Genomic DNA, 24,581 nt, shown 5'->3' on the forward strand with positions numbered 1-24,581 from the left:
AGATCATCGAGTAAGAACGCCCCGCGTTCTGACTGGCGACAGGCGATCTGGCGGCGACGCCAAATCTGCCGAGAGCCTGATAGCGATCGCAGTTCTTGAACGGAAAGGGCACCTGAAGGCGCCCTTTTTCATTTGAGTTGCATAATGTGTTTGATGGATCGTGAAGCTACCCATCCAGACGTTTGACAACATGATCTGCGAAGGCAGCGATCATACCGTCATAGTATTCCTTGCTGTCCGTCGTCAGCGCGGTCACGTCAAAATCCTCGGGCAAGAACAGGATGGCCTGTTCGAACGTCACCGACAGGTCATAGGTTTCGAACTTTGAATTGTCGTTCGGGCTGAGGATCTTCACAGTGCCTGACAACGATGAATCAGCCACACCGGCTGCGGATTGCAGTGTGCTGGCCAGTTCGACCTCATCAATGTCGATGCTGATGCGCACACCTTCATCATCTGTCTGACCCACCAAACGCTCGACAATCGCGTTTTCCAGATCGTCCGAGATCATGTTCCAGTGCTCGGCAGCCGTGGCGTTGGCCAAGTCCTCCAACTCCACATCAACCTCGACCTCTTTCACCATGGTCATGTCCGCAAACGCAGCGGTGGTCAGCATGGTTGCGGCCATCAGGCCAGCGGTCAGTGTCTTAAATCTCATCATCGGATTACTCCTTTTCTGTGACGAAGCACCATTGGCGCCTTTCACTGAAACAACGTGACCAAGGCACAATGGTTCCATGGAAGAAGATGCTGAATGCTGGCGGCCGCTAAACCCAAGATGGATCAGGTCGAATATCGTCATTGCCCCTTGCCACACTCAGCCAACCCCTGTAAGACGCGCGAGTTCGCTGAGGAAAGCGACCAGGCGGGATTCGGTCCCGCTTTCGTTTTTCCTCGGGGTTCGACGAGGGCAGGGGGAATGAGCCGCCTGTCGTCCTATCAACTCTCTGCCTGAAAGGGCGAATGCTATGACAAGTCAAAACATTCGTATCCGTCTGAAGGCGTTTGACTATCGCGTGCTGGATGCCTCCACACAAGAGATCGTCAACACTGCCAAACGGACCGGTGCAAACGTTCGCGGCCCCATCCCGCTGCCGAACAAGATCGAGAAGTTCACAGTTCTGCGTGGACCTCACGTTGACAAGAAATCCCGCGACCAGTTCGAGATCCGCACGCACAAGCGGCTGCTCGACATCGTTGACCCCACCCCGCAGACCGTGGTCGCGCTGATGAAGCTCGACCTGGCTGCTGGTGTTGACGTTCAGATCTCGGTTTAAGGAGGGTATCACAGATGCGCTCTGGAATTATCGCAAAGAAAGTCGGCATGACCCGGCTTTTCATGGAAGACGGCAAGCAGATCCCTGTGACCGTTCTTCAACTGGACAACCTGCAGGTTGTGGCCAACCGCACCGCTGATCAAGACGGCTACACTGCTGTTCAACTGGGTGCTGGTGACGCCAAGGCAAAACGCACATCGAAGCCGATGCGCGGCTACTTCGCCAAGGCTGGCGTGGCCCCCAAGCGTAAGCTGGTGGAATTTCGCGTGGACGCCGACAACCTTATCGCCGTTGGCGAAGAGATTTCGGCCGAACACTATGTGGAAGGTCAGAAAGTTGATGTTGCAGGCACTTCCATTGGTAAAGGCTTTGCCGGTGCCATGAAGCGTCACAACTTTGGCGGCCTGCGCGCCACGCACGGTGTGTCGATCAGCCACCGTTCGCACGGTTCGACCGGTCAGTGTCAAGATCCGGGCCGCGTGTTCAAAGGCAAGAAAATGGCCGGACACATGGGTTCGGTTCGTGTGACCACGCAGAACCTGGAAGTCGTGAAGACCGATGCCGATCGTGGCCTGGTGTTCATCAAGGGCGCTGTCCCCGGCTCGAAAGGTGGCTGGGTCACTGTAAAAGACGCCGTTAAGAAAAAACTGCCCGAGAACGTCCCGTTCCCGGCGGCGCTGAAATCGGCTGCAACTGCTGCGACTGAAGCTCCTGCGGAAGAAGCACCCGCGGAAGGTGGTGAAGCATGAAATTTGACGTAATCAAACTGGACGGCAAGAAGGCTGGTTCGGTCGAGCTGGACGAGGCCCTGTTCGGTCTTGAACCGCGCGCCGATATCCTGCACCGTGTGGTCCGCTGGCAGCGTAACAACGCACAAGCTGGCACCCACAAGGTGAAAACGCGGTCCGAGGTCAAATACTCGACCAAGAAGATCTATCGCCAAAAAGGCACCGGTGGCGCGCGTCACGGTGCCCGGTCGGCCCCGATCTTCCGTGGTGGTGGTATCTATAAAGGTCCGGTTGTTCGCAGCCACGGCCATGATCTGACCAAGAAATTCCGTAAACTGGGTCTGAAACACGCCCTGTCCGCCAAAGCGCAAGCTGGCGAACTGGTTGTGATTGACACCGCAGACGCTGATGGCAAAACTGCTGCACTGGCCAAAGCGGTGAAAGATCTGGGCTGGAAACGCGCTCTGGTTATCGATGGCGCTGAAGTGAACGAAAAGTTCGCTCTGGCGGCTCGTAACATCGAGGGTCTGGATATCCTGCCGTCGATGGGCGCCAACGTCTATGACATCCTGAAGCGTGACACGCTTGTGTTGACCAAAGCAGGTGTCGAAGCTCTGGAGGCTCGCCTGAAATGACCGATAAAGCTGTACTCTACGACGTGATCCGTAAGCCGCTCATCACCGAGAAAGCAACCATGGCATCGGAAAATGGTGCTGTTGTTTTCGAAGTGGCGATCGGCGCCAACAAACCGCAGATCAAGGAAGCTGTCGAAACCCTGTTCGGTGTGAAGGTGAAAGCCGTCAACACATCGATCACCAAGGGCAAAGTCAAACGCTTCCGCGGCCAGTTGGGCAAGCGTAAAGACGTCAAAAAAGCCTATGTGACCCTGGAAGAGGGCAACACGATCGACGTGACCACCGGTCTTTGATCGTCAGGCTGACATGAGACATGAAAGCCCCCTGCCGAAAAGCGGGGGGTTTTTCGTTGCGGGTCTATCTTGCCACGCTTTTTGCGTGCATTGCGCACTACACAGTATTTTGACTCGCGATTTACTTTTACATGAATAAGTTAGAAGGCTCGATGATCTGCTCATCTTGAAACGAGGTATCTGCCCATGTTGACGCGACGACATTTTGTTATCACTTCTGCCGCATTGTTTTCGGCGCCAATTGCTTCACCGCTCTGGGCGCAGGATGCGACGACCACACAGGCTTCGGCGACGTCGCCCGTCATTATCAATCGGCGTCCGGTTTCGGATCGGTCGAAATGGGCTGCTTATGATGCGCAGGTAACGCCTGCGAATTATGATCCTGCTACGTCCAATCCTTGGGGCCTGCACCCGCGTTTTCTACCCAAGCTGGTGCAAGCCAAACCAGGGCTGAGGCCGGGCGATATTCATGTCGATGCAGTGGCGCGCTATCTTTACCATATTCGGGACAATGGCACTGCGATGCGTTTTGGCGTCGCGATCGGGCGTGGAAATCTGTACGAGCCCGGCACTTACACCATCCGGCGCAAGACCAAATGGCCGACATGGGTTCCCACCCAGGCAATGGTGAAACGCGATCCCGATGTCTATGGACCGCTTGTGAATGGCATGGATGGCGGCCCCAACAATCCGCTGGGGTCCAGAGCATTCTATCTTTACGTAGGAAACCGGGACACCTATCTGCGCATCCATGGTTCACCAGAGCCACGATCGATCGGTGGGCGGGCCAGTTCGGGCTGCGTGCGCATGGTAATGCCGCATATCAATGGACTTTATGAACAGGTCGATATTGGCGTGACCGCGTATCTTTATCCGGCTGAAACCGTCACGGCGCGCAGTTAAGGCGCGCCGTCCTTCACGTCGCGCGGTGATCAGCTACGCTTGGTGCAAATCGGCTGACCTGCGCGGTTGCGCAGGGGCAGATAGGTTGCTTCGACTGGACCCTGATGGCGATAGACGAAACACCCGTCCGAAGCATTGATTTGTACGTCGCTCAGGTCTTGATAGGGCGCTGCAATCGCGCGCACATTTTCCGGCACCGGGTTCAGCGGTCGCGAGGTCGCATCGCCGCCTACCCCCTCCGGGTTAACGCAAGCCGAAAGTGTAACCACAGCGGCGCTCGACAGAATACCCAACTTCTTCATCATGAATTTCCCCATTGACTACTTTTGGAGAGGATGGCGGATTTTACGACGAAGGGAAAGGGGGTAGTTCTGGGGGGCAGCGCAAGCGCTCCAGTTCGCGGCGGGAGTGATCTTGGAATGATCGCGAGCAATGACCGCTTTGGCCCAGACTTGGTCGATGGTGCGTATCGCTTCCTAGCTATTTGTCATGCCTGCGACCATGGCGATCAGTGCCACCAGATGAACAAGCATCAGGGCCTTATCGTTCCATAAAGCTCCCACCGCAAACCATCCCAGAACGCCCGCCAAAAACAGATAGAGATTCCATGGCGTCCAGCCAAATCCGGTCGCTGTGTAACCTGTGATTTGGATGGCTGACGCTCCCCATTTGATTGCGAAAACAACTTGCTCACGAGACCCGGATTGCAGAATCGCGTCAGACCGCACGGGTGAGCCCCCCATCAATGCGCAGGTTTTGACCTGTCATGTAACCACCACCTTCAGACGCGAGAAACGATATCAGCGATGACACTTCATCAGCGCGCCCATAGCGACCCATGGGAATGCGCGCCTTGCGATCTTCAGTCTCGGGAAGGCTGTCGATGAAGCCGGGTAAGACGTTGTTCATACGGATGTTGTCGGCAGCATATCTATCAGAGTAGAGCTTCGTGAACGCCGCAAGCCCAGCACGGAACACACCCGATGTTGGGAAAAGAGGGTCGGGTTCAAATGCGGCGAATGTCGAGATGTTGATGATCGCGCCTCCGCCCTGCGCCTGCATCAACGGGGTCACAAGCCGTGTCGGGCGGATGACATTCATCAGATAGACGTCCAGCCCTTGATGCCAATCATCATCGCTGATGTCCAACACGGGCCCCTTTGGGCCGTGCCCCGCCGAATTCACCAACACATCGACGCGACCCCAACGGTCCTGAGCGCCCTGAACGAGCGCGGCGAGATCATCGCCATTCAGATTCGATCCCGCAACGCCAATACCACCCAGCTCTGCCCCAAGTGCTTCACCTTTTCCTGACGATGACAGGATGCCAACCTTAAATCCATCCATTGCCAGGCGCCGGGCCGCATCTGCGCCCATGCCGCTTCCACCTGCCGTGACCAGGGCTACTTTTTCTACTGACATGTTTGCCTCCAGAGTTTGATAGGCTATTATTACCTGAAGCATTCTTGTCATTCGATTGAGAATTGATGTTTTCTGCCAGTAGGAATACTATCGGAAAATGACCGCACTGCCTTCTCTAAATGCGCTGCGCGCCTTCGATGTGGCCGGGCGCCGACTAAGCTTTCGCGCGGCAGCCGATGAGATGGGCGTCACACAAGGGGCTGTGGCTCAGCAGGTGCGCCAGCTTGAAGCCGATCTTGGTATCGCGCTCTTTGACAGAGTGCCCAAGGGATTGGTGCTGACATCTGCTGGCCGTAGCTATCACAAAAGAATTGCGGATGCGTTTTCCGACCTGCGTGCCGCGACCGCAGAGTTGAAGCCAGAACCCGGAAAGGTCACGATCAGCGTTACTCCGACCTTTGCGTCGAAGTGGCTCATCCCGAACTTACCGGACTTTTCTGAGAAGCACCCTGAAATCGACCTGCGGATTCTGGCGACGGAAAAAGTGTCGAGCTTTCACAGTGACGGCATCGATCTTGCCATTCGCCAGGGCGAACCTCCGTTCGGTGCGGCGTTGAATGCAACGCTCTTGTTCGAACAAGATGTGATAGCAGTGGCAGCACCTAAGCTGGTGGAGTCAGAACAACTTCCCGTTGGTCCGCAAGCTCTATCGCGCTTGCCGAAAGTCCATGACACACACGATCTTTGGCCAAAGCTCTTGGCGGAATTGGGATTGTCCGACCAGAACAAACGTGGATTGCGACTAAGCCAGACAGCTTTGGCCGTTGATGCCGCTGTCTCAGGCCAAGGTGTTGCCTTGGTCAGTCGTTTTCTTGTTTCCGGCGACATCGAAGCCGGTAATTTGTCCGAGATTTGCACCTTGCATGATGTATCGGCGCAGGATTTTTATCTTCTGTCTTTGCGCAGATCGACACCAAATGCTGCGATCGAAACGGTCATTTCGTGGCTGACATCACGTGCAAAGAATGTCGACTAGTCGGTGATGAACCTTTTCAAGATGCGTAGAGGTTGGACATAGGCGCGGACGCTGAGAGCTCCAGCCCCGCCCAGCGGCCGGGCAGGCAACCATTGCCCTTCGCCGAACGAGGGGACGGTGGCACCAGTTCATATGAAAACCCCGCTTCATCCTCTAGACACCCCAATGCAACCCTGATACATCGCGCAGGTCGCGTGGCCTCGGATTCGTTCCGGGGCCTTGTAACATTTGGAATTTGGGGACCTTCGGGGCCCTTTAACTCAGGCAGGTGACTGCCTCAAAGCAACGGAAGACAGAAAGCATGGCACTCAAGTCGTACAAACCGACGACGCCAGGCCAGCGTGGGCTGGTTCTGATCGACCGTTCGGAGCTTTGGAAAGGTCGCCCGGTTAAGTCCCTGACAGAGGGTCTTACGAAATCGGGTGGTCGGAACAATACCGGACGGATCACGTCGCGCCGCCGTGGTGGTGGTGCAAAGCGTCTCTATCGTATCGTGGACTTCAAACGGAACAAGTTTGACGTCGCCGCCACAGTTGAGCGGATCGAATACGACCCCAACCGCACAGCCTTCATCGCGCTCGTGAAATACGAAGACGGCGAACAGGCTTATATTCTGGCCCCGCAGCGTTTGGCTGTCGGCGACCAGATCATCGCATCGGCCAAGGCCGACGTGAAACCCGGTAACGCAATGCCCTTCTCGGGTATGCCCATCGGTACCATCGTGCACAACATCGAGATGAAACCAGGCAAAGGCGGCCAGATCGCCCGTGCAGCTGGCACATATGCTCAGTTTGTTGGCCGTGACGGCGGTTACGCTCAGATCCGTCTGAGCTCGGGCGAACTGCGCCTCGTGCGTCAGGAATGCATGGCCACCGTTGGTGCCGTGTCGAACCCCGACAACTCGAACCAGAACTACGGTAAAGCCGGTCGCATGCGCCACAAAGGCGTCCGCCCAAGCGTCCGTGGTGTTGTCATGAACCCGATCGACCACCCTCATGGTGGTGGTGAAGGCCGGACTTCGGGTGGTCGTCACCCGGTGACGCCGTGGGGCAAGCCGACCAAGGGTGCGCGCACTCGCAACAAGAACAAGGCGTCGTCGAAGCTGATCATCCGCTCGCGTCACGCCAAGAAGAAGGGGCGTTGAGATATGGCACGTTCTGTCTGGAAAGGCCCTTTTGTTGACGCTTACGTCCTCAAAAAAGCCGAGAAAACCCGCGAGTCGGGTAAAAACGAGGTCATCAAGATCTGGTCGCGTCGTTCGACCATCCTGCCCCAGTTCGTGGGTTTGACCTTTGGCGTTTATAACGGTCAGAAGCACATTCCGGTGAATGTGACGGAAGACATGATCGGCCAGAAGTTCGGTGAATATTCGCCGACCCGCACCTATTACGGTCACGCGGCTGATAAAAAAGCGAAGAGGAAGTAAGCCATGGGTAAGGATAAGAATCCCCGCCGCGTGGCCGATAACGAAGCTATGGCCAAGACCCGTATGCTTCGCACGTCCCCGCAGAAACTGAACTTGGTTGCTGGCATGATCCGCGGCAAGAAGGTTGACAAGGCTCTGACCGACCTGACCTTCTCGAACAAGCGCATTGCTCAGGATGTGAAGAAATGCCTTCAGTCCGCCATCGCCAATGCCGAAAACAACCACAACCTTGACGTCGATGAACTGATCGTCGCCGAGGCCTATGTGGGCAAGAACCTGACCATGAAACGCGGACGTCCCCGCGCCCGTGGCCGTTTCGGCAAAATCATCAAACCGTTCGCGGAACTCACCATCAAGGTGCGTCAAATTGAGGAGCAAGCTTAATGGGTAACAAAGTCAATCCCGTCGGCATGCGCCTTCAGGTCAACCGCACTTGGGACAGCCGCTGGTATGCAGACACGAAAGATTACGGCGATCTTCTTATGGAAGACCTGAAGATTCGTGACTTCATCAAGACCGAATGCAAGCAAGCCGGCATCAGCCGTGTGATCATCGAACGTCCGCACAAAAAGTGCCGCGTCACGATCCACACTGCCCGCCCCGGCGTGATCATTGGCAAGAAAGGCGCAGACATCGAAACCCTGCGCAAGAAAATCGCCAAGATCACCGACTCGGAACTGCACCTCAACATCGTTGAAGTGCGCAAGCCCGAGCTGGACGCCGCATTGGTCGCAGAATCGATCGCGCAGCAACTTGAGCGCCGTGTGTCCTTCCGCCGTGCCATGAAGCGCGGTGTGCAGAACGCAATGCGTATGGGCGCCCTCGGTATCCGCGTAAATGTCGCTGGCCGTCTGGGCGGCGCCGAGATTGCACGGACCGAGTGGTATCGCGAAGGCCGTGTGCCACTGCACACCCTGCGCGCTGACATCGACTATGCACATGCAGAAGCAATGACGCCTTACGGCATCATCGGCATCAAAACCTGGATCTTCAAAGGTGAAATCATGGAGCACGACCCTGCTGCCCGTGATCGTCGCCAGGCAGAGCTTCAGGAAGGTCCCGCGCCCCGTGGCGCTGGCGGCCGTCGTTAAGGAGGGCTGAGATATGCTGCAACCAAAGCGTACAAAGTTCCGCAAGATGCACAAAGGCCGGATCAAGGGTGAGGCCAAAGGCGGTTCTGACCTGAACTTCGGTTCTTACGGTCTGAAAGCGACAGAGCCTGAGCGTGTGACCGCACGCCAGATCGAAGCTGCCCGTCGTGCCATGACGCGTCACATGAAGCGTCAAGGCCGCGTCTGGATCCGCATCTTCCCGGACACCCCGGTAACCGCCAAGCCCATCGAAGTTCGTATGGGTAAAGGTAAAGGTTCCGTGGACCGTTGGACCTGCAAAGTTAAGCCGGGCCGCGTGATGTTTGAAATCGACGGCGTCAATGACGACGTGGCACGCGAGGCCCTGCGCCTTGCCGCCATGAAACTGCCGATCAAATCGCGCGTCGTGGTTCGCGAAGACTGGTAATTTTCGCTAATGCGAAAATTCTAGTGCAAAGAACTAAAACCCCCGTCGAGAAATCGGCGGGGGTTTTCGTTTGGGCGCTGACAAAAACGCATAGCTGGATTGGTCAGTCGCAGTTCAACCGACAGCCGCTTATCGCAGCAGTTCATCCATCAACCCGATCACCTCCAGCACTTTGAACGTGGTGGGATCGGCGCGATAGATCATCTCGCCCACGCGATAATAGCGATAGCGGGGATCAAGCCGATAGCGGTCGTAGTCGGTAAAGCGCCGGTACTCGTAGTCGTCCAGATGATCGCCAAGCCGCGGTTTCGCGTGTCCGGGCGGGATGCAGGGCGGGTTTTTCTTGGCAAGGCCGGGCGGGCAGTCTTTGGCAATGGCACCCATGTTCTTCACATGACCCTTCCCTTGACCTTGCCCCTTGCCGTTACCGGCAAAACTGGCCGTTGCCATCAGTGGAACCAAGACAAGAGCCAAGGCAGTTTTTGTTGCGGTTTTCATCATTCAATCCGTCCATATGTTTGCGTGGCCATGGGTTAAACAACAGCCAGCCAACCTGAGGGTTCCAATCGTTCTAAGGTTGGGCAAGACTGGCTTGATATACAATATCACCCGCTGGTTTGCGTGTGCGGATTGCGGCTTTCCGCCCGTGTCAGGGTCTGGTTACGCGGAATGGCTCCGACGCACGCGCTTACTCACCCCACTTGTAGTTGAAACTCACCGACAACCGTTCCTCATCCCCGGTGTTCTGCATCACCTCGTGGCGCAGCCAGCTTTCCCATAGCAGCACGTCACCCTCGGCCGGGCGTTTGGTGATGAAGTTTTGCAACTCCTCGCGGGCGTCCTTGCGACGCGGAGGAGCGGCCATCATCATGGCGTGGCGTGGGTCTTCATAGCGCAACGCGCCAGCCCCTTCTGGCAGGGCCAGATAGGTGGTGCCGGATATCACCGAATGGGGGTGGATATGGGCCGAATGGTAGCCACCGGGCGGCAGGATGTTGATCCAGATGTCCTCCATCACCAATTCGCGCCCGTCCAGATTGAACTCCAGATCCTCGGCAAAGGCGGCGACGTGCTTGTCCAAGCTGTCGACCAGATCCTTGAAGATCGGGAACCGCCACGGCAAGTCGGTCAGGGATGCGTAGGAGGTATAACCAGGATACCCCTCGGCCTCGCACCATTCCTGCCCCGCCTCGTCATCCTCGGCGATGGAATAGCAGCTGTCGTAAAGCTCATCCTGGCTGACTTTGGGGTCAAACTCGGACAGGTGAGCATGGTAAAGGCGGGTCACGAAGAGGGAGGATATGTTGGGCATAGCCGTTCTTTAGCGTAAGAAAACAAAGAGCGCGAGATGCAAACTTTCCCTTGCCCCCACCCGCTATCCCACCTATAGACCCACATCTCATGGATTCCGGCGACGGGATTCGTGTGTTTTGACATTCACCCACCAGACATAGGGTGACCTGCCGCAAACAGGGCAGAGCTCTCTGGTGCAAGGAAAGGAACAGGCGAATGAACGCCAAGGAACTGCGTGATCAGTCTCCTGACCAGCTGCGTGAAAAGCTGGCAGAGCTGAAAAAAGAGGCCTTCAACCTGCGTTTCCAGCAGGCCACCGGTGCCCTCGAAAACACTGCCCGTATGCGTCAGGTGCGTCGCGACGCTGCCCGCGTCAAAACCGTTCTGAACGAACAAGCCCGCGCTGCGGCTGAGTAAGAGGAGCCTGAAGAATGCCCAAACGTATCCTGCAAGGTGTTGTCACCTCGGCCGCCAACGAACAAACCGTCACTGTATCGGTTGAACGCCGTTTCAAGCACCCGCTGCTTCAGAAAACCGTCCGTAAGTCGAAGAAATATCGCGCTCACGACGAAAAGAATGCCTTTAAGGCAGGCGACACCGTCCGCATCATCGAATGCGCGCCGAAGTCGAAAACCAAACGTTGGGAAGTTCTGGAAGGCTAAGTTCTGCCTTCCCGGACGACTTAACAAGTCGAAACCCTGGGGGTTACGCCACGCATCGGCGCCCCAAAGGTCGGGAGAAACCACATGATCCAGATGCAAACAAATCTGGATGTTGCTGACAACAGCGGCGCTCGCCGTGTTCAGTGCATCAAGGTTCTGGGTGGTTCCAAGCGTAAGTACGCATCCGTTGGCGACATTATTGTTGTCTCGGTTAAGGAAGCCATCCCGCGCGGTCGCGTAAAGAAAGGTGACGTCCGTAAGGCCGTCGTCGTGCGCACCGCCAAGGAAGTCCGTCGTGAAGACGGCACCGCCATCCGCTTCGACCGCAACGCGGCCGTTATTCTGAACAACAACAACGAGCCTATCGGCACCCGTATCTTCGGCCCGGTTGTTCGCGAACTTCGCGCGAAGAACTTCATGAAGATCATCTCGCTGGCTCCGGAGGTGCTGTAAGATGGCTGCTAAGTTGAGAAAAGGCGACAAGGTTGTCGTTCTGGCCGGCAAAGACAAGGGCAAGCAAGGTGAGATCACCAGCGTGGACCCAAAAGCTGGCAAAGCCGTTGTTGACGGCGTGAACATCGCCATTCGCCACACACGTCAGAGCCAGAACAGCCAAGGTGGCCGCATCCCGCAAGCGATGCCGATCCAACTGTCGAACCTGGCCCTGTTGGACAAGAACGGCAAAGCAACGCGCGTTGGCTTCCGCGAGGAAGACGGCAAAAAAGTGCGGTTCGCCAAAACCACAGGGGAGAATGTCTGATGCTTGATACTGCAAACTACACCCCCCGCCTGAAAGCCATCTACAAGGACAGCATCCGTGCCGCCCTGAAAGAGGAATTCGGTTACAAGAACGACATGCAGATTCCACGTCTGGAAAAAATCGTTCTGAACATTGGTTGTGGCGCCGAGGCCGTTAAGGACTCGAAAAAAGCCAAGTCGGCTGTGGCTGACCTGTCTGTGATCGCGGGCCAACAGGCCCTGACGACGAAAGCCAAGAAATCCATCGCTGGTTTCCGTGTCCGCGAGGACATGCCGCTGGGTGCGAAAGTAACCCTGCGCGGCGACCGGATGTATGAATTCCTGGACCGTCTGATCACCATTGCGATGCCCCGTATCCGCGACTTCCGCGGTGTTCCGGGCACCTCTTTCGACGGTCGTGGCAACTATGCCATGGGCCTGAAAGAGCACATCGTGTTCCCGGAAATCGACTTTGATAAGGTTGATGAAAACTGGGGCATGGACATCGTGATTGCCACCACCGCGAAAACCGACGCGGAAGCAAAGAGCATGCTGAAGCATTTCAACATGCCCTTTAACAGCTGATCCGCGGGAAGGACTAGACATGGCTAAAAAAGCAATGATCGAACGCGAAAAGAAGCGTCAGAAGCTGGTGGAAAAATATGCCGCCAAGCGTGCTGCGCTGAAAGAGATCGCAAACGACGAAAGCAAGTCGATGGAAGAGCGTTTCACCGCCCGCCTGAAGCTTGCACAACTGCCGCGCAACAGCTCGGCGACCCGGCTGCACAATCGCTGTCAGCTGACCGGTCGTCCGCACGCTTACTATCGTAAGCTCAAAGTATCGCGGATCGCGCTGCGGGAACTTGGCTCGAATGGCCAAATCCCCGGCATGGTGAAATCAAGCTGGTAAGGGAGAGACAGATATGAACGATCCTATCGGCGATATGCTCACCCGTATCCGCAACTCGCAAATGCGCGGCAAGTCTGTTGTTTCGACACCGGCTTCCAAGCTGCGTGCGTGGGTTTTGGACGTCCTTCTTGATGAGGGCTATATCCGCGGCTACGAAAAAGGCACTGACGAGCGTGGGCACCCCACCCTCGAAATCAGTCTCAAATACTACGACGGTGTTCCGGTTATCCGCGAACTCAAGCGGGTTTCGACCCCTGGCCGTCGCGTCTATATGGGCGTGAAAGACATTGCGCAGGTCCGTCAGGGCCTTGGCGTTTCGATTGTCTCGACCCCCAAAGGCGTCATGTCCGATGCAAACGCTCGCAACCAGAATGTTGGTGGCGAAGTGCTTTGCACCGTCTTCTAAGGAGGCTCTCGAATGTCTCGTATTGGTAAAAAACCGGTCGAACTGCCTGCTGGCGTATCCGTCACGCAGTCTGGTCAGACCGTCGAAGTGAAAGGCCCGAAAGGCGTCCTGAGCTTCACCGCAACCGATGATGTCACCATCACCGTTGAGGACAACCAGCTTAACGTCGAGCCGCGTGGCAAGTCCAAGCGCGCCCGTCAGCAGTGGGGCATGAGCCGCACGATGGTTGCCAACATGGTGACTGGTGTCACCGACGGCTTCAAGAAAGAGCTGGAAATCAACGGTGTTGGTTATCGTGCTCAGATGCAGGGCAATGTCCTGAAACTGAACCTCGGCCTGTCGCATGACGTCGATTACGTTGCACCGGAGGGCGTCACCGTGACCGCTCCGAAGCAGACCGAAATCGTCGTTGAAGGCATCGATCCACAACTCGTCGGCCAAGTCGCGGCCAACATCCGCGCGTGGCGGAAACCCGAGCCATATAAAGGCAAAGGTATCAAATACAAAGACGAGTATATCTTCCGCAAGGAAGGTAAGAAGAAGTAAGGACCAGACAGATGGCAAACAGCAAACGGACCCTGTTCCTCAAGCGCCGCCTGCGCGTCCGGAACAGCCTGCGCAAGCACAACGTGGGCAAGATGCGCCTGTCGGTGCACCGCTCGAACAAGAACATCAGCGCACAGCTGATCGACGATGTGAATGGCGTCACCCTGGCTTCGGCTTCTTCTCTCGAGAAGGATCTGGGCGTGGTTGGCAAGAACAACATCGACGCAGCCGCGAAAGTGGGTGCTGCGATTGCCGAACGCGCCAAGAAAGCCGGCGTCGAAGAATGCTATTTCGATCGCGGCGGCTTCCTGTACCACGGCAAAGTGAAGGCTCTGGCCGACGCTGCGCGTGAAGGTGGTTTGAAGTTCTAAGAAACCTGTGGGGGGCGGAAACGCCCCTCCGATGATCCGGGGGCATCGTGCCCACCTGGATTGAGTATAGCGGCGTATATATCGCCACCATGAAAGGATGTTCTGATGGCAGAACGTGAAAACCGCCGGAACCGTCGCGACCGCGACGAAACCCCGGAATTTGCCGATCGTCTGGTTGCGATCAACCGCGTGTCGAAAACCGTTAAGGGTGGTAAGCGCTTTGGCTTCGCAGCCCTTGTCGTTGTTGGCGACCAAAAAGGCCGTGTCGGCTTCGGTAAAGGTAAAGCGAAAGAGGTCCCCGAGGCCATTCGCAAAGCCACCGAGCAAGCCAAGCGTCAAATGATCCGCGTGCCGCTGCGCGAAGGCCGCACCCTGCACCACGACATCGAAGGTCGTCATGGCGCTGGTAAAGTGGTCATGCGCACAGCACCTGAAGGTACTGGTATTATTGCCGGTGGTCCGATGCGTGCCGTGTTCGAAATGCTGGGCATCAAAGACGTTGTGTCGAAGTCGATCGGTTCGCAGAACCCATACAACATGATCCGCGCCACCATCGACGGGCTGCAAAAAGAAGCCAGCCCCCGCATGATCGCCCAACGTCGCGGCAAGAAAGTCGCCGACATTCTGGGCGCTAAATCTGAAGCTCCGGCAGACGCCGAAGCTGCAGACGCGTAAGGAGACTGATCCATGGCTAAAACCATCGTCGTCAAGCAGATCGGTTCCCCGATCCGCCGCCCCGCCAAACAGCGCCAAACGCTGATCGGTCTGGGTCTGAACAAGATGCACAAAACTCGCGAACTCGAAGACACCCCTGCCGTGCGCGGCATGGTCTCGTCGATCTCGCACATGGTTGAGATCATCGAAGAGAAAGGGTGAGAACCGGTCCGGGTCTTCTGACCCGGCAATCGTTCCAGTGGAACGATTGAGGTTCGAACGGGCGGAGCCCCGGCTTAGACCGCCTCTTGAAGATTTGAAGCACCCCCGTCAGAAATGGCTGGGGTGTTTTTGCTTCTAGGTTTAACTGCGCATGCCTAGGGATATATACGATGCTCGCTCAATGCGTGCTACGTCTTTGTATAAATACGGTATTTTGGCTAGAAGGCAGCTTCTGCACAAATGAGTTGTGGATACCCGCAAGGTTTTTGTTGACCTGCTAGGGCTTACTGGTGCGATATTACCCCGCACGGGGTGACACACGATAGCCGGGAGTGTGTCATGACACCAGAACCACCTACCTCAATAACAGATAAGATGTTGCAGCTCATAGCGAACGCAGAGCTGACATTTGGCATCGCAGGTGGAAACGGTGTTGGGGCATTCCTGCTTGCACTTGCTGTCGTCATTTTTCTGTTTCGCCCGTCATCGGCACTCCAAAACCTTTCTGGTGTAATTAAGGCGTGGCGTAGGCGCGACTAATGCGAGCAACCGGCTGGATGCATTTTCGGGCTCAGGCGGTCTGTTAGTACGTAAAACGCCCGGCAATGCCGGGCAGCGCGCGACCCTCCCCGTCGTGCCAAAGGCACGTCTATGGCGTGACAGGGCGCTTCTCGCCCACCCAGGGTCAGGCGCCGTCCTCTATTGTGCATTCTCGACAACTCAACCCATGCACTCCCCGCAACCCGGCCTTTCGGATTCAACTGTGGTCCTCGACCCGCGCCCCTCCTATCAGGGCGCTAACACATCACCCCCCGTTTAGGACCAAAAACATGAACGCCCTTGTTATCCCTGTCGCCCCGTTGGCAAATGCCATCGCCGAGGTGATCATCGCCGCCCAAACCGCGGCTCATCGCTTCCTGACCTCGGACACTGTTCCGACCTGGACCGAGTATCTGCGCAGCTGCAACAAGTAAGTCAGCTTGCGCATTGCCTGACGAACCCCGGCCACCCGCCGGGGTTTTGTCTTTTCTCAGGCCGTGCATAAAGATTGGCAGCGCAGGCGGTCCAAGGGTAAAGCTGGACCTCTCACGACGGAACACGGATGTGCAACTTTTCCTGCTGACAGTGCTGACCATGACGGCTTTCGCGGCCAATTCGATTCTGAACCGGGCGGGATTGGCGGGCGAGCATATCGGGCCTGCCGGGTTTGCTTTGATCCGGGTGATCGCCGGGGCGATCATGTTGTGGGGGCTGCTTTGGGCCAAGGGTCGCAAAGCACCTCCGCGGCCCGCGCCGGATTGGGGCGCGATGATTGCGCTGGTGGCCTATCTCGTCGGGTTTTCGTTTGCCTATGTGGCGATGGACGCAGGGCTGGGTGCGCTTGTCCTGTTCGCGGGCGTTCAGATCACCATGTTTGTCGGCGCCATCTTTGGCGGCGACCGCTTTCCAGCGCGACGTTGGGGCGGAATGGTCGTATCGCTCGGTGGATTGACCTATCTGGTCTGGCCGGGACAGGTGCAGTTGTTCGATCCCCTGGCGCTTGGCCTGATGGCGGTGGCCGCTGTGGGATGGGGCATTTATTCGTTGATTGGGCGCAGGGCGGTTGCGCCGCTGGCGTCAACAGCGTGGAATTTCATCTATGCCACCCCATTTGTCGCGCTTGCGACTGTCTTGTTTGTGACGGACGAGGTCTTCACGACAACCGGCGTTTCCCTTGCGATCGCATCCGGCGCGGTGACATCGGGGTTGGGATATGCGCTGTGGTATCGTGTGCTGCCTTCTCTGGGCGCCAGCACCGGGGCGTTGGCGCAACTGTCCGTGCCCGTTATCGCCATGCTGGCGGGCGTGGTTCTGCTGGGCGATGTGCTGACACTGCGCGCCGTCGTGGCATCGGTATTGGTTTTGGGTGGCATCGCCGTCGGCCTTCTGCCCCGCAGATAGGAACGCCGCACTTGCACGGCAGGCGGCAAGGGTCTATACGCCCCCGGTGGCGTGATGCGCCACAGAATCAAAACCAAGAAAAGCCGTGTTTGGCCCCTTCCGCTTCGTGGGTCAGTTCCGGCAAGGAGAAGCGAAATGAAATTGAATGAACTGCGCGACAATCCTGGCGCAACCAAACCCCGCAAACGCGTTGGCCGTGGCCCCGGCTCTGGCATGGGTAAAACTGCCGGCCGTGGTATCAAAGGTCAGAAGTCGCGTTCGGGTGTGGCCATCAATGGCTACGAAGGCGGGCAAATGCCGCTTTACCAACGTCTGCCCAAGCGTGGATTTAACAAGCCGAACCGTAAAAAGTTCGCTGTGATCAACCTGGGTCTGATCCAGAAATTCATCGACGAGAAAAAGCTGGACGCCAAAGACATCACCGAGGACACTCTGGTTGCTTCGGGTCTGGTGCGTCGCAAGCTGGACGGTGTACGCGTTCTGGCAAAGGGCGAACTGACCACCAAAGCCACGATTAACGTCACCGGCGCGTCGAAGTCAGCTGTCGAAGCTGTCGAAAAAGCTGGCGGTAAATTGATCGTCGCGGCGAAGGCCGACGCTGAATAAGACCTTGTGAGGGGCGACGCTGCCCCTTACATATCTTGCTATGTTTTCAAGCGCCGCCGGAGCCGGGAACGGTCCGGCGGTGTTTTACTTGACGAGGGGGCCTTATGGCATCTGCAGCAGAACAAATGGCCGCAAACATGAGCTGGGGCGCCTTTGGCAAGGCGACCGAGCTGCGTCAGCGGATATTCTTCACGATCGGGCTTCTGATCATTTACCGCCTTGGCACCTATATCCCCATTCCGGGGATTGATGGCGCGGCCCTGCGCGAGTTCATGGACCAGGCGCAGTCCGGCATTGCGGGCGTGCTTGGCATGTTCACCGGCGGTGCGCTCAGCCGAATGGGCGTGTTCGCCCTTGGGATTATGCCCTATATCTCGGCCTCGATCATCGTGCAGCTTCTGTCTTCCATGTGGGAACCCCTGAAGCAGCTGAAGAAGGAAGGCGAGCAAGGCCGCAAGAAGATCAACCAATACACCCGTTACGGCACGGTTCTGCTGGCCACTGGCCAGGCCTTTGCCTTGGCAAACAGTCTGCAAGCCGGTGATCTTGTCACCAACCCCGGTGGGTTCTTCATTGCCGCCTGCGTGATCACCCTTGTCGGTGGCACCATGTTCCTGATGTGGCTGGGCGAACAAATCACCGCACGCGGCATCGGCAACGGCATCTCGCTGATCATCTTCGTCGGCATCGTCGCCGAAATCCCGGCAGCCTTGGCGCAATTCCTTGCCTCTGGCCGGTCTGGCGCGATCAGCCCCGCAGTGATCATCGGTGTGCTGGTGATGGTTGTGGCCGTGATTGGCTTTGTCGTGTTCATGGAACGCGCGCTGCGCAAGATCCATATTCAATATCCGCGCCGTCAGGTGGGCATGAAGGTCTATGACGGTGGGTCGTCGCACTTGCCGATCAAAGTGAACCCCGCGGGCGTGATCCCGGCGATCTTTGCATCCGCTCTGCTGTTGCTGCCGACCACGATCTCGACCTTCTCGTCGGGGCAGGCGGGGCCGGTTATGTCGGTTGTCTTGGCTTATTTCGGGCCGGGTCAACCACTCTATCTGCTGTTCTTCACGGCCATGATCGTGTTCTTTACCTTCTTCTACACCCGCGAGGTGGCGTTCAAGACGGATGAGGTCGCCGACAACCTGAAAAGCCAGAACGGCTTTGTGCCCGGTATCCGCCCCGGCAAGAAAACCGCCGAGTATCTGGATTATGTCGTCGTGCGTCTGTTGGTTGTGGGATCGAGCTATCTGGCCGCGGTCAGCCTGCTGCCGGAAATCCTGCGCAGCCAGTTGGCCATTCCGTTCTATTTTGGCGGCACCTCGGTTCTGATCGTTGTGTCGGTGACAATGGATACGATCCAACAGGTTCAATCGCATCTTCTGGCGCATCAGTATGAAGGCCTGATCGAGAAGTCGCAGCTTCGCGGCAAGAAACGCTCGAAAAAAGCTCCGTCGCGTCGATGAATATCATTCTGCTTGGACCGCCCGGTGCCGGAAAAGGCACGCAAGCCCGCATTTTGGAAGACGAGCGTGGCATGATCCAGCTGTCGACCGGTGACATGCTGCGCGAAGCAAAAGCGTCGGGCACCGACATGGGCAAGAAAGTGGCCGCGATCATGGACGCGGGCGAGCTTGTCACGGATGAGATCGTCATTGGCCTGATCGAAGAAAAGCTTGAAGGCGAGCACGGCGGTGGCTTCATTTTCGACGGCTTCCCCCGGACGCTGGCGCAAGCGGATGCGTTGGGCGACCTGTTGGCCAAACACAATGCCAAGCTGGATGCTGTGATTGAAATGCGCGTGGATGACGAGGCGCTGGTGGCGCGCATCACTGCGCGCTCAACCTGTGGCAACTGTGGTGAAGGCTATAACGACATCTCGAAGCCGATACCGGCGGATGGAAAATGTTCGAACTGCGGCGGCACCGAGTTCAAGCGCCGTGCAGATGACAATGAAGAAAGCCTGCGCACCCGGTTGATGGAGTATTACAAGAAGACCTCGCCGTTGATTGGATATTACCACGCCAAGGGTGATCTGCGGTCGGTGGACGGGCTGGGCGAAATAGCCGAGGTGAAGGCAGCGATCGCGAATGTGTTGGACGCCTGAGTCGCACAGTTGGTCCGAATTCATGTGAATGGCTCGGATATTTCGACCTATGAACAAAGACGGGTTGACGCCCTCCTCAATCCCATCTAAGTCACCCCATCCCTAACGGGAATCGGTGTGTATTCGGGGTCGCTCCCCTATCCCACCAGATCAGAAATTCAGCGCGGCCCGCAGGAATAATCCGGCGGGCTTCCGTTGTGAAAAAAGGTTCCGGCATTACGGAACCGCAACGAAAAGGAAAGTGACACGTGGCACGTATCGCCGGCGTAAACATCCCGACCCACAAACGGGTCCCGATCGCCCTGACATATATCACCGGAATTGGTCACACTTCGGCCAAAGCCATCTGCGAAGCTGTGAAAATCGATCCGACCCGCCGTGTGAACGAGCTGTCGGATGCCGAAGTTCTGGCCATCCGCGAGCACATCGACGCGACCTATACCGTCGAAGGTGATCTGCGTCGAGAAGTGCAGATGAACATCAAGCGTCTGATGGATCTGGGGGCCTATCGCGGTCTGCGCCATCGCCGCAACCTCCCTGTGCGCGGTCAGCGTACACACACCAACGCTCGTACCCGCAAAGGCCCCGCAAAGGCCATTGCCGGTAAGAAGAAATAAGGGAGGGTTTGACCAATGGCTCGCGATAAAATTCGTACAAAGCGTAAAGAGCGTAAGAACATCGCATCCGGTGTTGCTCACGTGAACTCTTCGTTCAACAACACCAAGATCCTGATTTCGGACGTTCAAGGCAACGCCATTTCGTGGTCGTCGGCTGGCACCATGGGCTTCAAAGGGTCGCGTAAATCGACACCTTACGCTGCCCAGATGGCGGCTGAAGATGCTGGCAAGAAGGCGCAGGAACATGGCGTCAAAACGCTGGAAGTCGAAGTGCAAGGCCCCGGTTCGGGCCGTGAATCGGCTCTGCGTGCTTTGGCTGCTGTCGGTTTCAACATCACGTCGATCCGTGACGTGACGCCGATTGCCCATAACGGTTGCCGCCCGCCGAAACGCCGCCGCGTGTAATCAGATTATTTCGCCGGGCTGCGGTTGTCGCGGCCCGGTTTCCGTCATTTTAACCTCGGGCGTCCTGCCCTTTGGACATGGGGACAGGACTGGTATGGAGGGACGCATGATCCATAAAAATTGGGCCGAATTGATCAAGCCGACACAGTTGGACGTAAAGCCGGGCAACGACCCTGCGCGTCAGGCAACTGTTGTGGCCGAGCCGCTTGAGCGCGGTTTTGGTTTGACATTGGGCAATGCCCTGCGGCGGGTGCTGATGAGCAGCCTGCAAGGTGCCGCCATCACATCGGTGCAGATCGACAATGTGTTGCATGAATTCAGCTCGGTCGCAGGTGTGCGTGAAGATGTCACCGACATCGTTCTGAACCTCAAAGGTGTCGCGATCAACATGGAAGTCGAAGGGCCCAAGCGCCTGTCGATTTCGGCCAAAGGTCCGATGGTTGTAACCGCTGGCGATATCTCGGAAACTGCTGGTATCGAGATCCTGAACAAGGATCATGTGATCTGTCACCTTGACGACGGGGCGGACCTGTTCATGGAACTGACCGTCAACACTGGCAAAGGCTATGTCGCGTCGGATAAGAACAAGCCGGAAGATGCGCCGATCGGCCTGATCCCGGTCGATGCGATCTATTCGCCGGTCAAGAAGGTCAGCTATGACGTTCAACCGACCCGCGAAGGCCAAGTGCTGGACTATGACAAGCTGACCCTGAAACTGGAAACCGATGGGTCTGTTACCCCGGAAGATGCCGTGGCCTTCGCCGCACGCATTGTACAGGACCAGCTGTCGATCTTCGTGAACTTCGACGAGCCGGAAGCGGCTGGCCGCCAGGACGAAGACGATGGGCTCGAGTTCAACCCGCTTCTGCTGAAGAAAGTGGACGAGCTGGAGCTGTCCGTCCGTTCGGCAAATTGCCTGAAGAACGACAATATCGTGTATATTGGCGATCTGATCCAGAAGACCGAAGCCGAGATGCTGCGCACCCCGAACTTCGGCCGCAAGTCGCTGAACGAGATCAAGGAAGTGCTTTCGGGCATGGGTCTGCACCTCGGCATGGATGTCGAAGAATGGCCGCCTGAGAACATCGAAGAACTGGCCAAGAAATTCGAAGACCAGTTCTAAAGAAATCAGGGGCTGCCTTGGTGGCCCCTTAATGCCTGCAATAGCAGGGAACATCCGGGCAATCCTGCCCCAAGGAGAGGGACCGACACGCATCGGTTCTCGGACAAAGCACCGCTCGTTCAAGAGCACCAAAGAAGGATTAAGAAAATGCGTCACGCTCGTGGTTACCGCCGCCTGAATCGCACCCATGAACACCGCAAGGCGATGTTCGCCAACATGGCTGGTTCGCTGATCGAACACGAACAGATCAAAACAACCCTGCCGAAAGCCAAAGAACTGCGCCCGATCATCGAGAAGATGATCACGCTGGCAAAACGCGGTGACGTTCACGCTCGCCGTCAGGCTGCGTCGCGTCTGAAGCAAGATCAGCATGTCGCAAAACTGTTCGACGTTCTGGGCCCGCGCTTTGCTGAGCGCCAAGGTGGCTATGTCCGCGTTCTGAAAGCTGGCTTCCGCTATGGTGACATGGCACCGATGGCAATCATCGAGTTTGTTGACCGCGACGCAGATGCCAAAGGCGCTGCCGACCGCGCACGTCTGGAAGCAGAAGAAGCTGCTGACGCGACCGACGAATAAAGATCGCGCCCAACTGGGATTTCGGAAACCCCGCGCTGTTTGCGCGGGGTTTTTGTATGCGGATGACGCATATTTTGCTTGAAACCTAATCTAACGGAAAGAAAAACAGCGGAAACAATTTTAGGTTGTTTGACTCCTGTGCAACTGTCTAAAAGGATAGGTGTGGGGATTGGGGATACGAACGATGGTCGAAGATTTTGGCCTTGATCAAGGGCTGGCCAAGTTGTCGGACTTGGCACCCAAGGGCTATGCGCTGGGGCTGCACATTCGGTACGCGTCGGCGCATATTATGATTCAGACATACGACCCGCGCTGGAGCCAACTTTACACCGAGAAAGGGTATATGTTGGCGGACCCGATGGTGTTCTGGGGTTTTGGCAACGAAGGCACCATCCGGTGGAGCGCGTTGGACCTGCCTGACCCGCATGGAATCCTGTCACAAGCTGCCGGTTTTGGTTTGAAATACGGCGTGGCGGTGTCGCATGGGTCGACGGCATCGCGCACAATTGGTGGTTTCGCGCGTGATGATCGAGAATTCACGGACGCCGAGATCGAGATTATCCACAATCTGGTAGTCGAATTGCACGAGAAGTCGACGCCGCCAGAACAACTGACTTCAGCGCAGCGGATGGCATTGCGACTGATCGCCAAAGGCAGCCGACATGCCGAGGCGGCAGCCCTTTTGGGCATCTCGGAAAGTGCGCTGAAGGCCCGGTTGCGCAGCGCGCGCGAAAAGCTGTTTGTTCGCACCACCGCCGAAGCAATCCAGCGCGCGCAAGAATACAACCTTCTATAGCTTGACCCGCCGGGTCATTTTCACCTTTCAACGACCCCGATGCACCCCTAGGTTTGGATCATGGCTGACCTGTTCGATAATGATCCCGCGTCCAAGACGCCTGAGGGTGGAAAAGACGCCCCGCGCCCCTTGGCCGACCGGCTCAGGCCGCAATCGTTGTCCGAGGTTATCGGGCAGGAACAGGTACTTGGGCCAGATGCACCGCTTGGCACGATGCTCGCAGCCGGAAGCCTTGGGTCGCTGATCTTCTGGGGTCCGCCTGGCGTTGGCAAAACCACCGTTGCGCGTCTTCTGGCGCAGGAAACCGATCTTCATTTCGTTCAGATCAGCGCAATTTTCACTGGTGTGCCCGAGCTTCGCAAGGTCTTTGAAGCGGCACGCCACAGGCGATCAAATGGTCAGGGCACTCTGCTGTTCGTGGATGAAATCCACCGCTTCAACAAGGCGCAACAGGACGGGTTCCTGCCACATATGGAAGACGGCACCATCCTTCTGGTTGGGGCAACCACTGAAAATCCATCCTTCGAACTGAACGCCGCTGTGTTGTCACGATCGCAAGTGCTGGTGCTGACCCGCCTGACGCTGGCCGATCTGGAACGGCTTGCCCAGCGGGCCGAGAAGGAGCTGGACCGCCCCTTGCCGCTGACCGGCGAGGCACGCGAGGCATTGCTTGAAATGGCTGACGGGGACGGGCGCGCGCTGCTGAACCTGATCGAGCAGATTTTTGCGTGGAAGATCGACGTCAAGCTGGACGTTGACGGGTTGTCCACCCGGTTGATGAAGCGTGCAGCGATTTATGACAGATCTGGGGATGAGCATTACAACCTGATCTCGGCCCTGCACAAATCGGTACGCGGATCGGACCCGGACGCTGCGCTTTACTGGCTGGCGCGAATGCTGACGGGTGGCGAAGACCCCCGTTACCTTGCCCGACGCGTCACCCGCATGGCGGTGGAGGACATCGGGCTGGCCGATCCGCAAGCCCATCGCGTCTGTCTGGACGCGTGGGAGACGTATGAGCGGCTGGGCAGTCCCGAAGGCGAATTGGCGCTGGCACAGGCGGTGACCTATCTGGCATTGGCTCCGAAATCCAATGCAGCCTATGTGGCTTACAAAACGGCGATGGCTGCGGCGAAGAAAACCGGGTCCGAACCACCACCCAAGCATATCCTGAATGCCCCGACGCAATTGATGGAGGAGCAGGGCTATGGCGCCGGATATGCCTATGACCACGATGCACCAGACGGGTTTTCGGGGCAGAACTATTTCCCCGACGGGGTCAAGCGGGGCATCTATTACGTGCCGGTTGAGCGGGGGTTTGAACGTGAATTGAAGAAACGTGTCGACTATTTCGCACGGCTTCGATCCAAGCGGGTCGATTAAGTCGTCCATCACGGTCAGAGGGTCGCAAAGTCCACCCAGATGCTTGACAAGCG

The 24,581-nt window shown here is 57.0% G+C and carries 39 protein-coding genes; 33 read left to right on the forward strand and 6 right to left on the reverse strand.

All coding sequences use genetic code 11. From position 1 onward, the window contains the following. Positions 1–166: 166 nt before the first annotated feature. Positions 167–661 carry a hypothetical protein gene (locus AC13C8_RS04160; RefSeq protein ID WP_482846470.1) on the reverse strand — a complete coding sequence of 165 codons (495 nt, stop codon included), beginning with the start codon at positions 659–661 and terminating at the stop codon, positions 167–169. Between the two features lie 307 nt (positions 662–968). Between AC13C8_RS04160 and rpsJ the strand changes: the two genes are divergently transcribed. The 5 genes from rpsJ to AC13C8_RS04185 all read left to right on the forward strand — a co-directional run bounded on the left by rpsJ (position 969) and on the right by AC13C8_RS04185 (position 3,836). Then, entirely contained in the window at positions 969–1,277 is a 309-nt protein-coding gene (gene rpsJ / locus AC13C8_RS04165) for a 30S ribosomal protein S10 (protein ID WP_482846472.1), read from the forward strand. A gap of 14 nt (positions 1,278–1,291) precedes the next feature. Continuing rightward, positions 1,292–2,026, forward strand: coding sequence for a 50S ribosomal protein L3 (rplC, locus tag AC13C8_RS04170; RefSeq protein WP_482846474.1), 735 nt, complete (start codon positions 1,292–1,294; stop codon positions 2,024–2,026). Continuing rightward, positions 2,023–2,640, forward strand: a complete 618-nt coding sequence (gene rplD / locus AC13C8_RS04175) for a 50S ribosomal protein L4 (RefSeq protein ID WP_091428135.1) — start codon at positions 2,023–2,025, stop codon at positions 2,638–2,640. The genes rplC and rplD overlap by 4 nt, the downstream gene beginning before the upstream one ends. Then, a complete protein-coding gene (locus AC13C8_RS04180) occupies positions 2,637–2,933 on the forward strand; it encodes a 50S ribosomal protein L23 (protein WP_091428137.1) in 297 nt (98 codons plus the stop codon). Before rplD ends, AC13C8_RS04180 begins: the two co-directional genes overlap by 4 nt. A gap of 186 nt (positions 2,934–3,119) precedes the next feature. After that, positions 3,120–3,836, forward strand: a complete 717-nt coding sequence (locus AC13C8_RS04185; protein WP_482846475.1) for a L,D-transpeptidase — start codon at positions 3,120–3,122, stop codon at positions 3,834–3,836. A 29-nt stretch (positions 3,837–3,865) separates the two neighbouring features. Here AC13C8_RS04185 and AC13C8_RS04190 read toward each other — a convergent pair whose 3' ends face one another. The 3 genes from AC13C8_RS04190 to AC13C8_RS04200 all read right to left on the reverse strand — a co-directional run bounded on the left by AC13C8_RS04190 (position 3,866) and on the right by AC13C8_RS04200 (position 5,258). Further along, positions 3,866–4,141: a hypothetical protein gene (locus AC13C8_RS04190; RefSeq protein WP_482846476.1), complete on the reverse strand. Its 276-nt coding sequence runs from the start codon at positions 4,139–4,141 to the stop codon at positions 3,866–3,868. Positions 4,142–4,312: 171 nt separating this feature from the next. Further along, entirely contained in the window at positions 4,313–4,564 is a 252-nt protein-coding gene (locus AC13C8_RS04195; protein ID WP_482846477.1) for a DUF6552 family protein, read from the reverse strand. After that, positions 4,554–5,258 (reverse strand): SDR family oxidoreductase, encoded by a 705-nt coding sequence (locus AC13C8_RS04200; RefSeq protein ID WP_482846478.1) that lies wholly within the window; start codon positions 5,256–5,258, stop codon positions 4,554–4,556. Before AC13C8_RS04200 ends, AC13C8_RS04195 begins: the two co-directional genes overlap by 11 nt. Positions 5,259–5,355: 97 nt before the next feature. Between AC13C8_RS04200 and AC13C8_RS04205 the strand changes: the two genes are divergently transcribed. The 6 genes from AC13C8_RS04205 (at position 5,356) to rplP (ending at position 9,178) form a co-directional block, all read left to right on the forward strand. Next, positions 5,356–6,234, forward strand: a complete 879-nt coding sequence (locus AC13C8_RS04205; RefSeq protein WP_482846479.1) for a LysR substrate-binding domain-containing protein — start codon at positions 5,356–5,358, stop codon at positions 6,232–6,234. A gap of 301 nt (positions 6,235–6,535) precedes the next feature. After that, positions 6,536–7,378, forward strand: a complete 843-nt coding sequence (gene rplB, locus AC13C8_RS04210) for a 50S ribosomal protein L2 (RefSeq protein ID WP_091428146.1) — start codon at positions 6,536–6,538, stop codon at positions 7,376–7,378. Between the two features lie 3 nt (positions 7,379–7,381). Beyond that, positions 7,382–7,660 carry a 30S ribosomal protein S19 gene (gene rpsS / locus AC13C8_RS04215; RefSeq protein ID WP_091428147.1) on the forward strand — a complete coding sequence of 93 codons (279 nt, stop codon included), beginning with the start codon at positions 7,382–7,384 and terminating at the stop codon, positions 7,658–7,660. A gap of 3 nt (positions 7,661–7,663) precedes the next feature. After that, entirely contained in the window at positions 7,664–8,044 is a 381-nt protein-coding gene (gene rplV / locus AC13C8_RS04220; RefSeq protein ID WP_091428149.1) for a 50S ribosomal protein L22, read from the forward strand. Then, positions 8,044–8,751, forward strand: coding sequence for a 30S ribosomal protein S3 (gene rpsC, locus AC13C8_RS04225; RefSeq protein ID WP_091428151.1), 708 nt, complete (start codon positions 8,044–8,046; stop codon positions 8,749–8,751). The genes rplV and rpsC overlap by 1 nt, the downstream gene beginning before the upstream one ends. A 13-nt stretch (positions 8,752–8,764) precedes the next feature. Further along, positions 8,765–9,178, forward strand: coding sequence for a 50S ribosomal protein L16 (rplP, locus tag AC13C8_RS04230; RefSeq protein ID WP_091428153.1), 414 nt, complete (start codon positions 8,765–8,767; stop codon positions 9,176–9,178). A gap of 129 nt (positions 9,179–9,307) precedes the next feature. Here rplP and AC13C8_RS04235 read toward each other — a convergent pair whose 3' ends face one another. Together AC13C8_RS04235 and AC13C8_RS04240 are read right to left on the reverse strand one after the other, a co-directional pair. After that, complete coding sequence (locus tag AC13C8_RS04235) at positions 9,308–9,679, reverse strand: hypothetical protein (RefSeq protein ID WP_482846481.1); 372 nt, start codon at positions 9,677–9,679, stop codon at positions 9,308–9,310. 187 nt (positions 9,680–9,866) lie between these two features. Further along, positions 9,867–10,490, reverse strand: a complete 624-nt coding sequence (locus tag AC13C8_RS04240) for a TIGR02466 family protein (RefSeq protein WP_482846482.1) — start codon at positions 10,488–10,490, stop codon at positions 9,867–9,869. A gap of 197 nt (positions 10,491–10,687) precedes the next feature. Here AC13C8_RS04240 and rpmC point away from each other — a divergent pair, with 197 nt between their 5' ends. The 22 genes from rpmC (at position 10,688) to AC13C8_RS04350 (ending at position 24,528) form a co-directional block, all read left to right on the forward strand. Further along, positions 10,688–10,888: a 50S ribosomal protein L29 gene (gene rpmC / locus AC13C8_RS04245; protein ID WP_091428157.1), complete on the forward strand. Its 201-nt coding sequence runs from the start codon at positions 10,688–10,690 to the stop codon at positions 10,886–10,888. A 14-nt stretch (positions 10,889–10,902) separates the two neighbouring features. Continuing rightward, positions 10,903–11,133, forward strand: a complete 231-nt coding sequence (rpsQ, locus tag AC13C8_RS04250) for a 30S ribosomal protein S17 (protein ID WP_091428159.1) — start codon at positions 10,903–10,905, stop codon at positions 11,131–11,133. An 84-nt stretch (positions 11,134–11,217) separates the two neighbouring features. After that, positions 11,218–11,586 (forward strand): 50S ribosomal protein L14, encoded by a 369-nt coding sequence (rplN, locus tag AC13C8_RS04255; protein ID WP_011567679.1) that lies wholly within the window; start codon positions 11,218–11,220, stop codon positions 11,584–11,586. Position 11,587: 1 nt separating this feature from the next. Further along, positions 11,588–11,893, forward strand: a complete 306-nt coding sequence (gene rplX / locus AC13C8_RS04260; RefSeq protein ID WP_091428161.1) for a 50S ribosomal protein L24 — start codon at positions 11,588–11,590, stop codon at positions 11,891–11,893. Next, positions 11,893–12,456 carry a 50S ribosomal protein L5 gene (gene rplE / locus AC13C8_RS04265; RefSeq protein ID WP_091428162.1) on the forward strand — a complete coding sequence of 188 codons (564 nt, stop codon included), beginning with the start codon at positions 11,893–11,895 and terminating at the stop codon, positions 12,454–12,456. Before rplX ends, rplE begins: the two co-directional genes overlap by 1 nt. 19 nt (positions 12,457–12,475) lie before the next feature. After that, positions 12,476–12,781, forward strand: coding sequence for a 30S ribosomal protein S14 (rpsN, locus tag AC13C8_RS04270; protein ID WP_091428164.1), 306 nt, complete (start codon positions 12,476–12,478; stop codon positions 12,779–12,781). Between the two features lie 13 nt (positions 12,782–12,794). After that, on the forward strand, positions 12,795–13,187 hold the full coding sequence (rpsH, locus tag AC13C8_RS04275; protein WP_091428166.1) for a 30S ribosomal protein S8: 393 nt from the start codon (positions 12,795–12,797) through the stop codon (positions 13,185–13,187). A gap of 12 nt (positions 13,188–13,199) precedes the next feature. Continuing rightward, positions 13,200–13,733, forward strand: coding sequence for a 50S ribosomal protein L6 (gene rplF / locus AC13C8_RS04280; RefSeq protein ID WP_091428168.1), 534 nt, complete (start codon positions 13,200–13,202; stop codon positions 13,731–13,733). An 11-nt stretch (positions 13,734–13,744) separates the two neighbouring features. After that, complete coding sequence (gene rplR / locus AC13C8_RS04285; protein ID WP_091428169.1) at positions 13,745–14,104, forward strand: 50S ribosomal protein L18; 360 nt, start codon at positions 13,745–13,747, stop codon at positions 14,102–14,104. A 105-nt stretch (positions 14,105–14,209) separates the two neighbouring features. Next, the gene (rpsE, locus tag AC13C8_RS04290; protein WP_091428170.1) at positions 14,210–14,779 is read left to right on the forward strand and encodes a 30S ribosomal protein S5; all 570 of its coding nucleotides are present in this window, start codon (positions 14,210–14,212) and stop codon (positions 14,777–14,779) included. Positions 14,780–14,791: 12 nt separating this feature from the next. Further along, positions 14,792–14,980: a 50S ribosomal protein L30 gene (rpmD, locus tag AC13C8_RS04295; protein ID WP_247032933.1), complete on the forward strand. Its 189-nt coding sequence runs from the start codon at positions 14,792–14,794 to the stop codon at positions 14,978–14,980. Between the two features lie 830 nt (positions 14,981–15,810). Next, positions 15,811–15,954: a hypothetical protein gene (locus tag AC13C8_RS04300; RefSeq protein ID WP_177179276.1), complete on the forward strand. Its 144-nt coding sequence runs from the start codon at positions 15,811–15,813 to the stop codon at positions 15,952–15,954. 130 nt (positions 15,955–16,084) lie between these two features. Beyond that, positions 16,085–16,921 carry a DMT family transporter gene (locus AC13C8_RS04305; protein ID WP_482846484.1) on the forward strand — a complete coding sequence of 279 codons (837 nt, stop codon included), beginning with the start codon at positions 16,085–16,087 and terminating at the stop codon, positions 16,919–16,921. A gap of 135 nt (positions 16,922–17,056) precedes the next feature. Beyond that, entirely contained in the window at positions 17,057–17,527 is a 471-nt protein-coding gene (gene rplO / locus AC13C8_RS04310; protein ID WP_091428176.1) for a 50S ribosomal protein L15, read from the forward strand. Between the two features lie 104 nt (positions 17,528–17,631). Next, a complete protein-coding gene (secY, locus tag AC13C8_RS04315; RefSeq protein ID WP_091428178.1) occupies positions 17,632–18,987 on the forward strand; it encodes a preprotein translocase subunit SecY in 1,356 nt (451 codons plus the stop codon). Then, the gene (locus AC13C8_RS04320) at positions 18,984–19,628 is read left to right on the forward strand and encodes an adenylate kinase (protein ID WP_091428180.1); all 645 of its coding nucleotides are present in this window, start codon (positions 18,984–18,986) and stop codon (positions 19,626–19,628) included. The genes secY and AC13C8_RS04320 overlap by 4 nt, the downstream gene beginning before the upstream one ends. A gap of 248 nt (positions 19,629–19,876) precedes the next feature. After that, positions 19,877–20,245 carry a 30S ribosomal protein S13 gene (gene rpsM, locus AC13C8_RS04325; RefSeq protein ID WP_091428182.1) on the forward strand — a complete coding sequence of 123 codons (369 nt, stop codon included), beginning with the start codon at positions 19,877–19,879 and terminating at the stop codon, positions 20,243–20,245. A 15-nt stretch (positions 20,246–20,260) separates the two neighbouring features. Then, positions 20,261–20,650 carry a 30S ribosomal protein S11 gene (gene rpsK, locus AC13C8_RS04330; RefSeq protein WP_091428184.1) on the forward strand — a complete coding sequence of 130 codons (390 nt, stop codon included), beginning with the start codon at positions 20,261–20,263 and terminating at the stop codon, positions 20,648–20,650. 106 nt (positions 20,651–20,756) lie between these two features. Then, the gene (locus AC13C8_RS04335; RefSeq protein WP_091431958.1) at positions 20,757–21,773 is read left to right on the forward strand and encodes a DNA-directed RNA polymerase subunit alpha; all 1,017 of its coding nucleotides are present in this window, start codon (positions 20,757–20,759) and stop codon (positions 21,771–21,773) included. Between the two features lie 147 nt (positions 21,774–21,920). Continuing rightward, entirely contained in the window at positions 21,921–22,349 is a 429-nt protein-coding gene (gene rplQ, locus AC13C8_RS04340) for a 50S ribosomal protein L17 (RefSeq protein ID WP_091428186.1), read from the forward strand. Positions 22,350–22,533: 184 nt separating this feature from the next. Then, positions 22,534–23,145 carry a helix-turn-helix transcriptional regulator gene (locus AC13C8_RS04345; protein WP_091428187.1) on the forward strand — a complete coding sequence of 204 codons (612 nt, stop codon included), beginning with the start codon at positions 22,534–22,536 and terminating at the stop codon, positions 23,143–23,145. A gap of 60 nt (positions 23,146–23,205) precedes the next feature. Continuing rightward, entirely contained in the window at positions 23,206–24,528 is a 1,323-nt protein-coding gene (locus tag AC13C8_RS04350) for a replication-associated recombination protein A (RefSeq protein ID WP_482846485.1), read from the forward strand. The last annotated feature ends 53 nt before the right edge of the window (positions 24,529–24,581 follow it).

The sequence above is a fragment of the Aliiroseovarius sp. B-4 genome, from assembly GCF_056857795.1.

Bases quoted from the DNA above. Each gene is read 5' to 3' on its own strand.
- AC13C8_RS04160 (WP_482846470.1), bottom strand. From the start codon at position 661: ATGATGAGATTTAAGACACTGACCGCTGGCCTGATGGCCGCAACCATG.
- rpsJ (WP_482846472.1), top strand. From the start codon at position 969: ATGACAAGTCAAAACATTCGTATCCGTCTGAAGGCGTTTGACTATCGC.
- rplC (WP_482846474.1), top strand. From the start codon at position 1,292: ATGCGCTCTGGAATTATCGCAAAGAAAGTCGGCATGACCCGGCTTTTC.
- rplD (WP_091428135.1), top strand. From the start codon at position 2,023: ATGAAATTTGACGTAATCAAACTGGACGGCAAGAAGGCTGGTTCGGTC.
- AC13C8_RS04180 (WP_091428137.1), top strand. From the start codon at position 2,637: ATGACCGATAAAGCTGTACTCTACGACGTGATCCGTAAGCCGCTCATC.
- AC13C8_RS04185 (WP_482846475.1), top strand. From the start codon at position 3,120: ATGTTGACGCGACGACATTTTGTTATCACTTCTGCCGCATTGTTTTCG.
- AC13C8_RS04190 (WP_482846476.1), bottom strand. From the start codon at position 4,141: ATGATGAAGAAGTTGGGTATTCTGTCGAGCGCCGCTGTGGTTACACTT.
- AC13C8_RS04200 (WP_482846478.1), bottom strand. From the start codon at position 5,258: ATGTCAGTAGAAAAAGTAGCCCTGGTCACGGCAGGTGGAAGCGGCATG.
- AC13C8_RS04205 (WP_482846479.1), top strand. From the start codon at position 5,356: ATGACCGCACTGCCTTCTCTAAATGCGCTGCGCGCCTTCGATGTGGCC.
- rplB (WP_091428146.1), top strand. From the start codon at position 6,536: ATGGCACTCAAGTCGTACAAACCGACGACGCCAGGCCAGCGTGGGCTG.
- rpsS (WP_091428147.1), top strand. From the start codon at position 7,382: ATGGCACGTTCTGTCTGGAAAGGCCCTTTTGTTGACGCTTACGTCCTC.
- rplV (WP_091428149.1), top strand. From the start codon at position 7,664: ATGGGTAAGGATAAGAATCCCCGCCGCGTGGCCGATAACGAAGCTATG.
- rpsC (WP_091428151.1), top strand. From the start codon at position 8,044: ATGGGTAACAAAGTCAATCCCGTCGGCATGCGCCTTCAGGTCAACCGC.
- rplP (WP_091428153.1), top strand. From the start codon at position 8,765: ATGCTGCAACCAAAGCGTACAAAGTTCCGCAAGATGCACAAAGGCCGG.
- AC13C8_RS04235 (WP_482846481.1), bottom strand. From the start codon at position 9,679: ATGATGAAAACCGCAACAAAAACTGCCTTGGCTCTTGTCTTGGTTCCA.
- AC13C8_RS04240 (WP_482846482.1), bottom strand. From the start codon at position 10,490: ATGCCCAACATATCCTCCCTCTTCGTGACCCGCCTTTACCATGCTCAC.
- rpmC (WP_091428157.1), top strand. From the start codon at position 10,688: ATGAACGCCAAGGAACTGCGTGATCAGTCTCCTGACCAGCTGCGTGAA.
- rpsQ (WP_091428159.1), top strand. From the start codon at position 10,903: ATGCCCAAACGTATCCTGCAAGGTGTTGTCACCTCGGCCGCCAACGAA.
- rplN (WP_011567679.1), top strand. From the start codon at position 11,218: ATGATCCAGATGCAAACAAATCTGGATGTTGCTGACAACAGCGGCGCT.
- rplX (WP_091428161.1), top strand. From the start codon at position 11,588: ATGGCTGCTAAGTTGAGAAAAGGCGACAAGGTTGTCGTTCTGGCCGGC.
- rplE (WP_091428162.1), top strand. From the start codon at position 11,893: ATGCTTGATACTGCAAACTACACCCCCCGCCTGAAAGCCATCTACAAG.
- rpsN (WP_091428164.1), top strand. From the start codon at position 12,476: ATGGCTAAAAAAGCAATGATCGAACGCGAAAAGAAGCGTCAGAAGCTG.
- rpsH (WP_091428166.1), top strand. From the start codon at position 12,795: ATGAACGATCCTATCGGCGATATGCTCACCCGTATCCGCAACTCGCAA.
- rplF (WP_091428168.1), top strand. From the start codon at position 13,200: ATGTCTCGTATTGGTAAAAAACCGGTCGAACTGCCTGCTGGCGTATCC.
- rplR (WP_091428169.1), top strand. From the start codon at position 13,745: ATGGCAAACAGCAAACGGACCCTGTTCCTCAAGCGCCGCCTGCGCGTC.
- rpsE (WP_091428170.1), top strand. From the start codon at position 14,210: ATGGCAGAACGTGAAAACCGCCGGAACCGTCGCGACCGCGACGAAACC.
- rpmD (WP_247032933.1), top strand. From the start codon at position 14,792: ATGGCTAAAACCATCGTCGTCAAGCAGATCGGTTCCCCGATCCGCCGC.
- AC13C8_RS04300 (WP_177179276.1), top strand. From the start codon at position 15,811: ATGAACGCCCTTGTTATCCCTGTCGCCCCGTTGGCAAATGCCATCGCC.
- rplO (WP_091428176.1), top strand. From the start codon at position 17,057: ATGAAATTGAATGAACTGCGCGACAATCCTGGCGCAACCAAACCCCGC.
- secY (WP_091428178.1), top strand. From the start codon at position 17,632: ATGGCATCTGCAGCAGAACAAATGGCCGCAAACATGAGCTGGGGCGCC.
- AC13C8_RS04320 (WP_091428180.1), top strand. From the start codon at position 18,984: ATGAATATCATTCTGCTTGGACCGCCCGGTGCCGGAAAAGGCACGCAA.
- rpsK (WP_091428184.1), top strand. From the start codon at position 20,261: ATGGCTCGCGATAAAATTCGTACAAAGCGTAAAGAGCGTAAGAACATC.
- AC13C8_RS04335 (WP_091431958.1), top strand. From the start codon at position 20,757: ATGATCCATAAAAATTGGGCCGAATTGATCAAGCCGACACAGTTGGAC.
- rplQ (WP_091428186.1), top strand. From the start codon at position 21,921: ATGCGTCACGCTCGTGGTTACCGCCGCCTGAATCGCACCCATGAACAC.
- AC13C8_RS04345 (WP_091428187.1), top strand. From the start codon at position 22,534: ATGGTCGAAGATTTTGGCCTTGATCAAGGGCTGGCCAAGTTGTCGGAC.
- AC13C8_RS04350 (WP_482846485.1), top strand. From the start codon at position 23,206: ATGGCTGACCTGTTCGATAATGATCCCGCGTCCAAGACGCCTGAGGGT.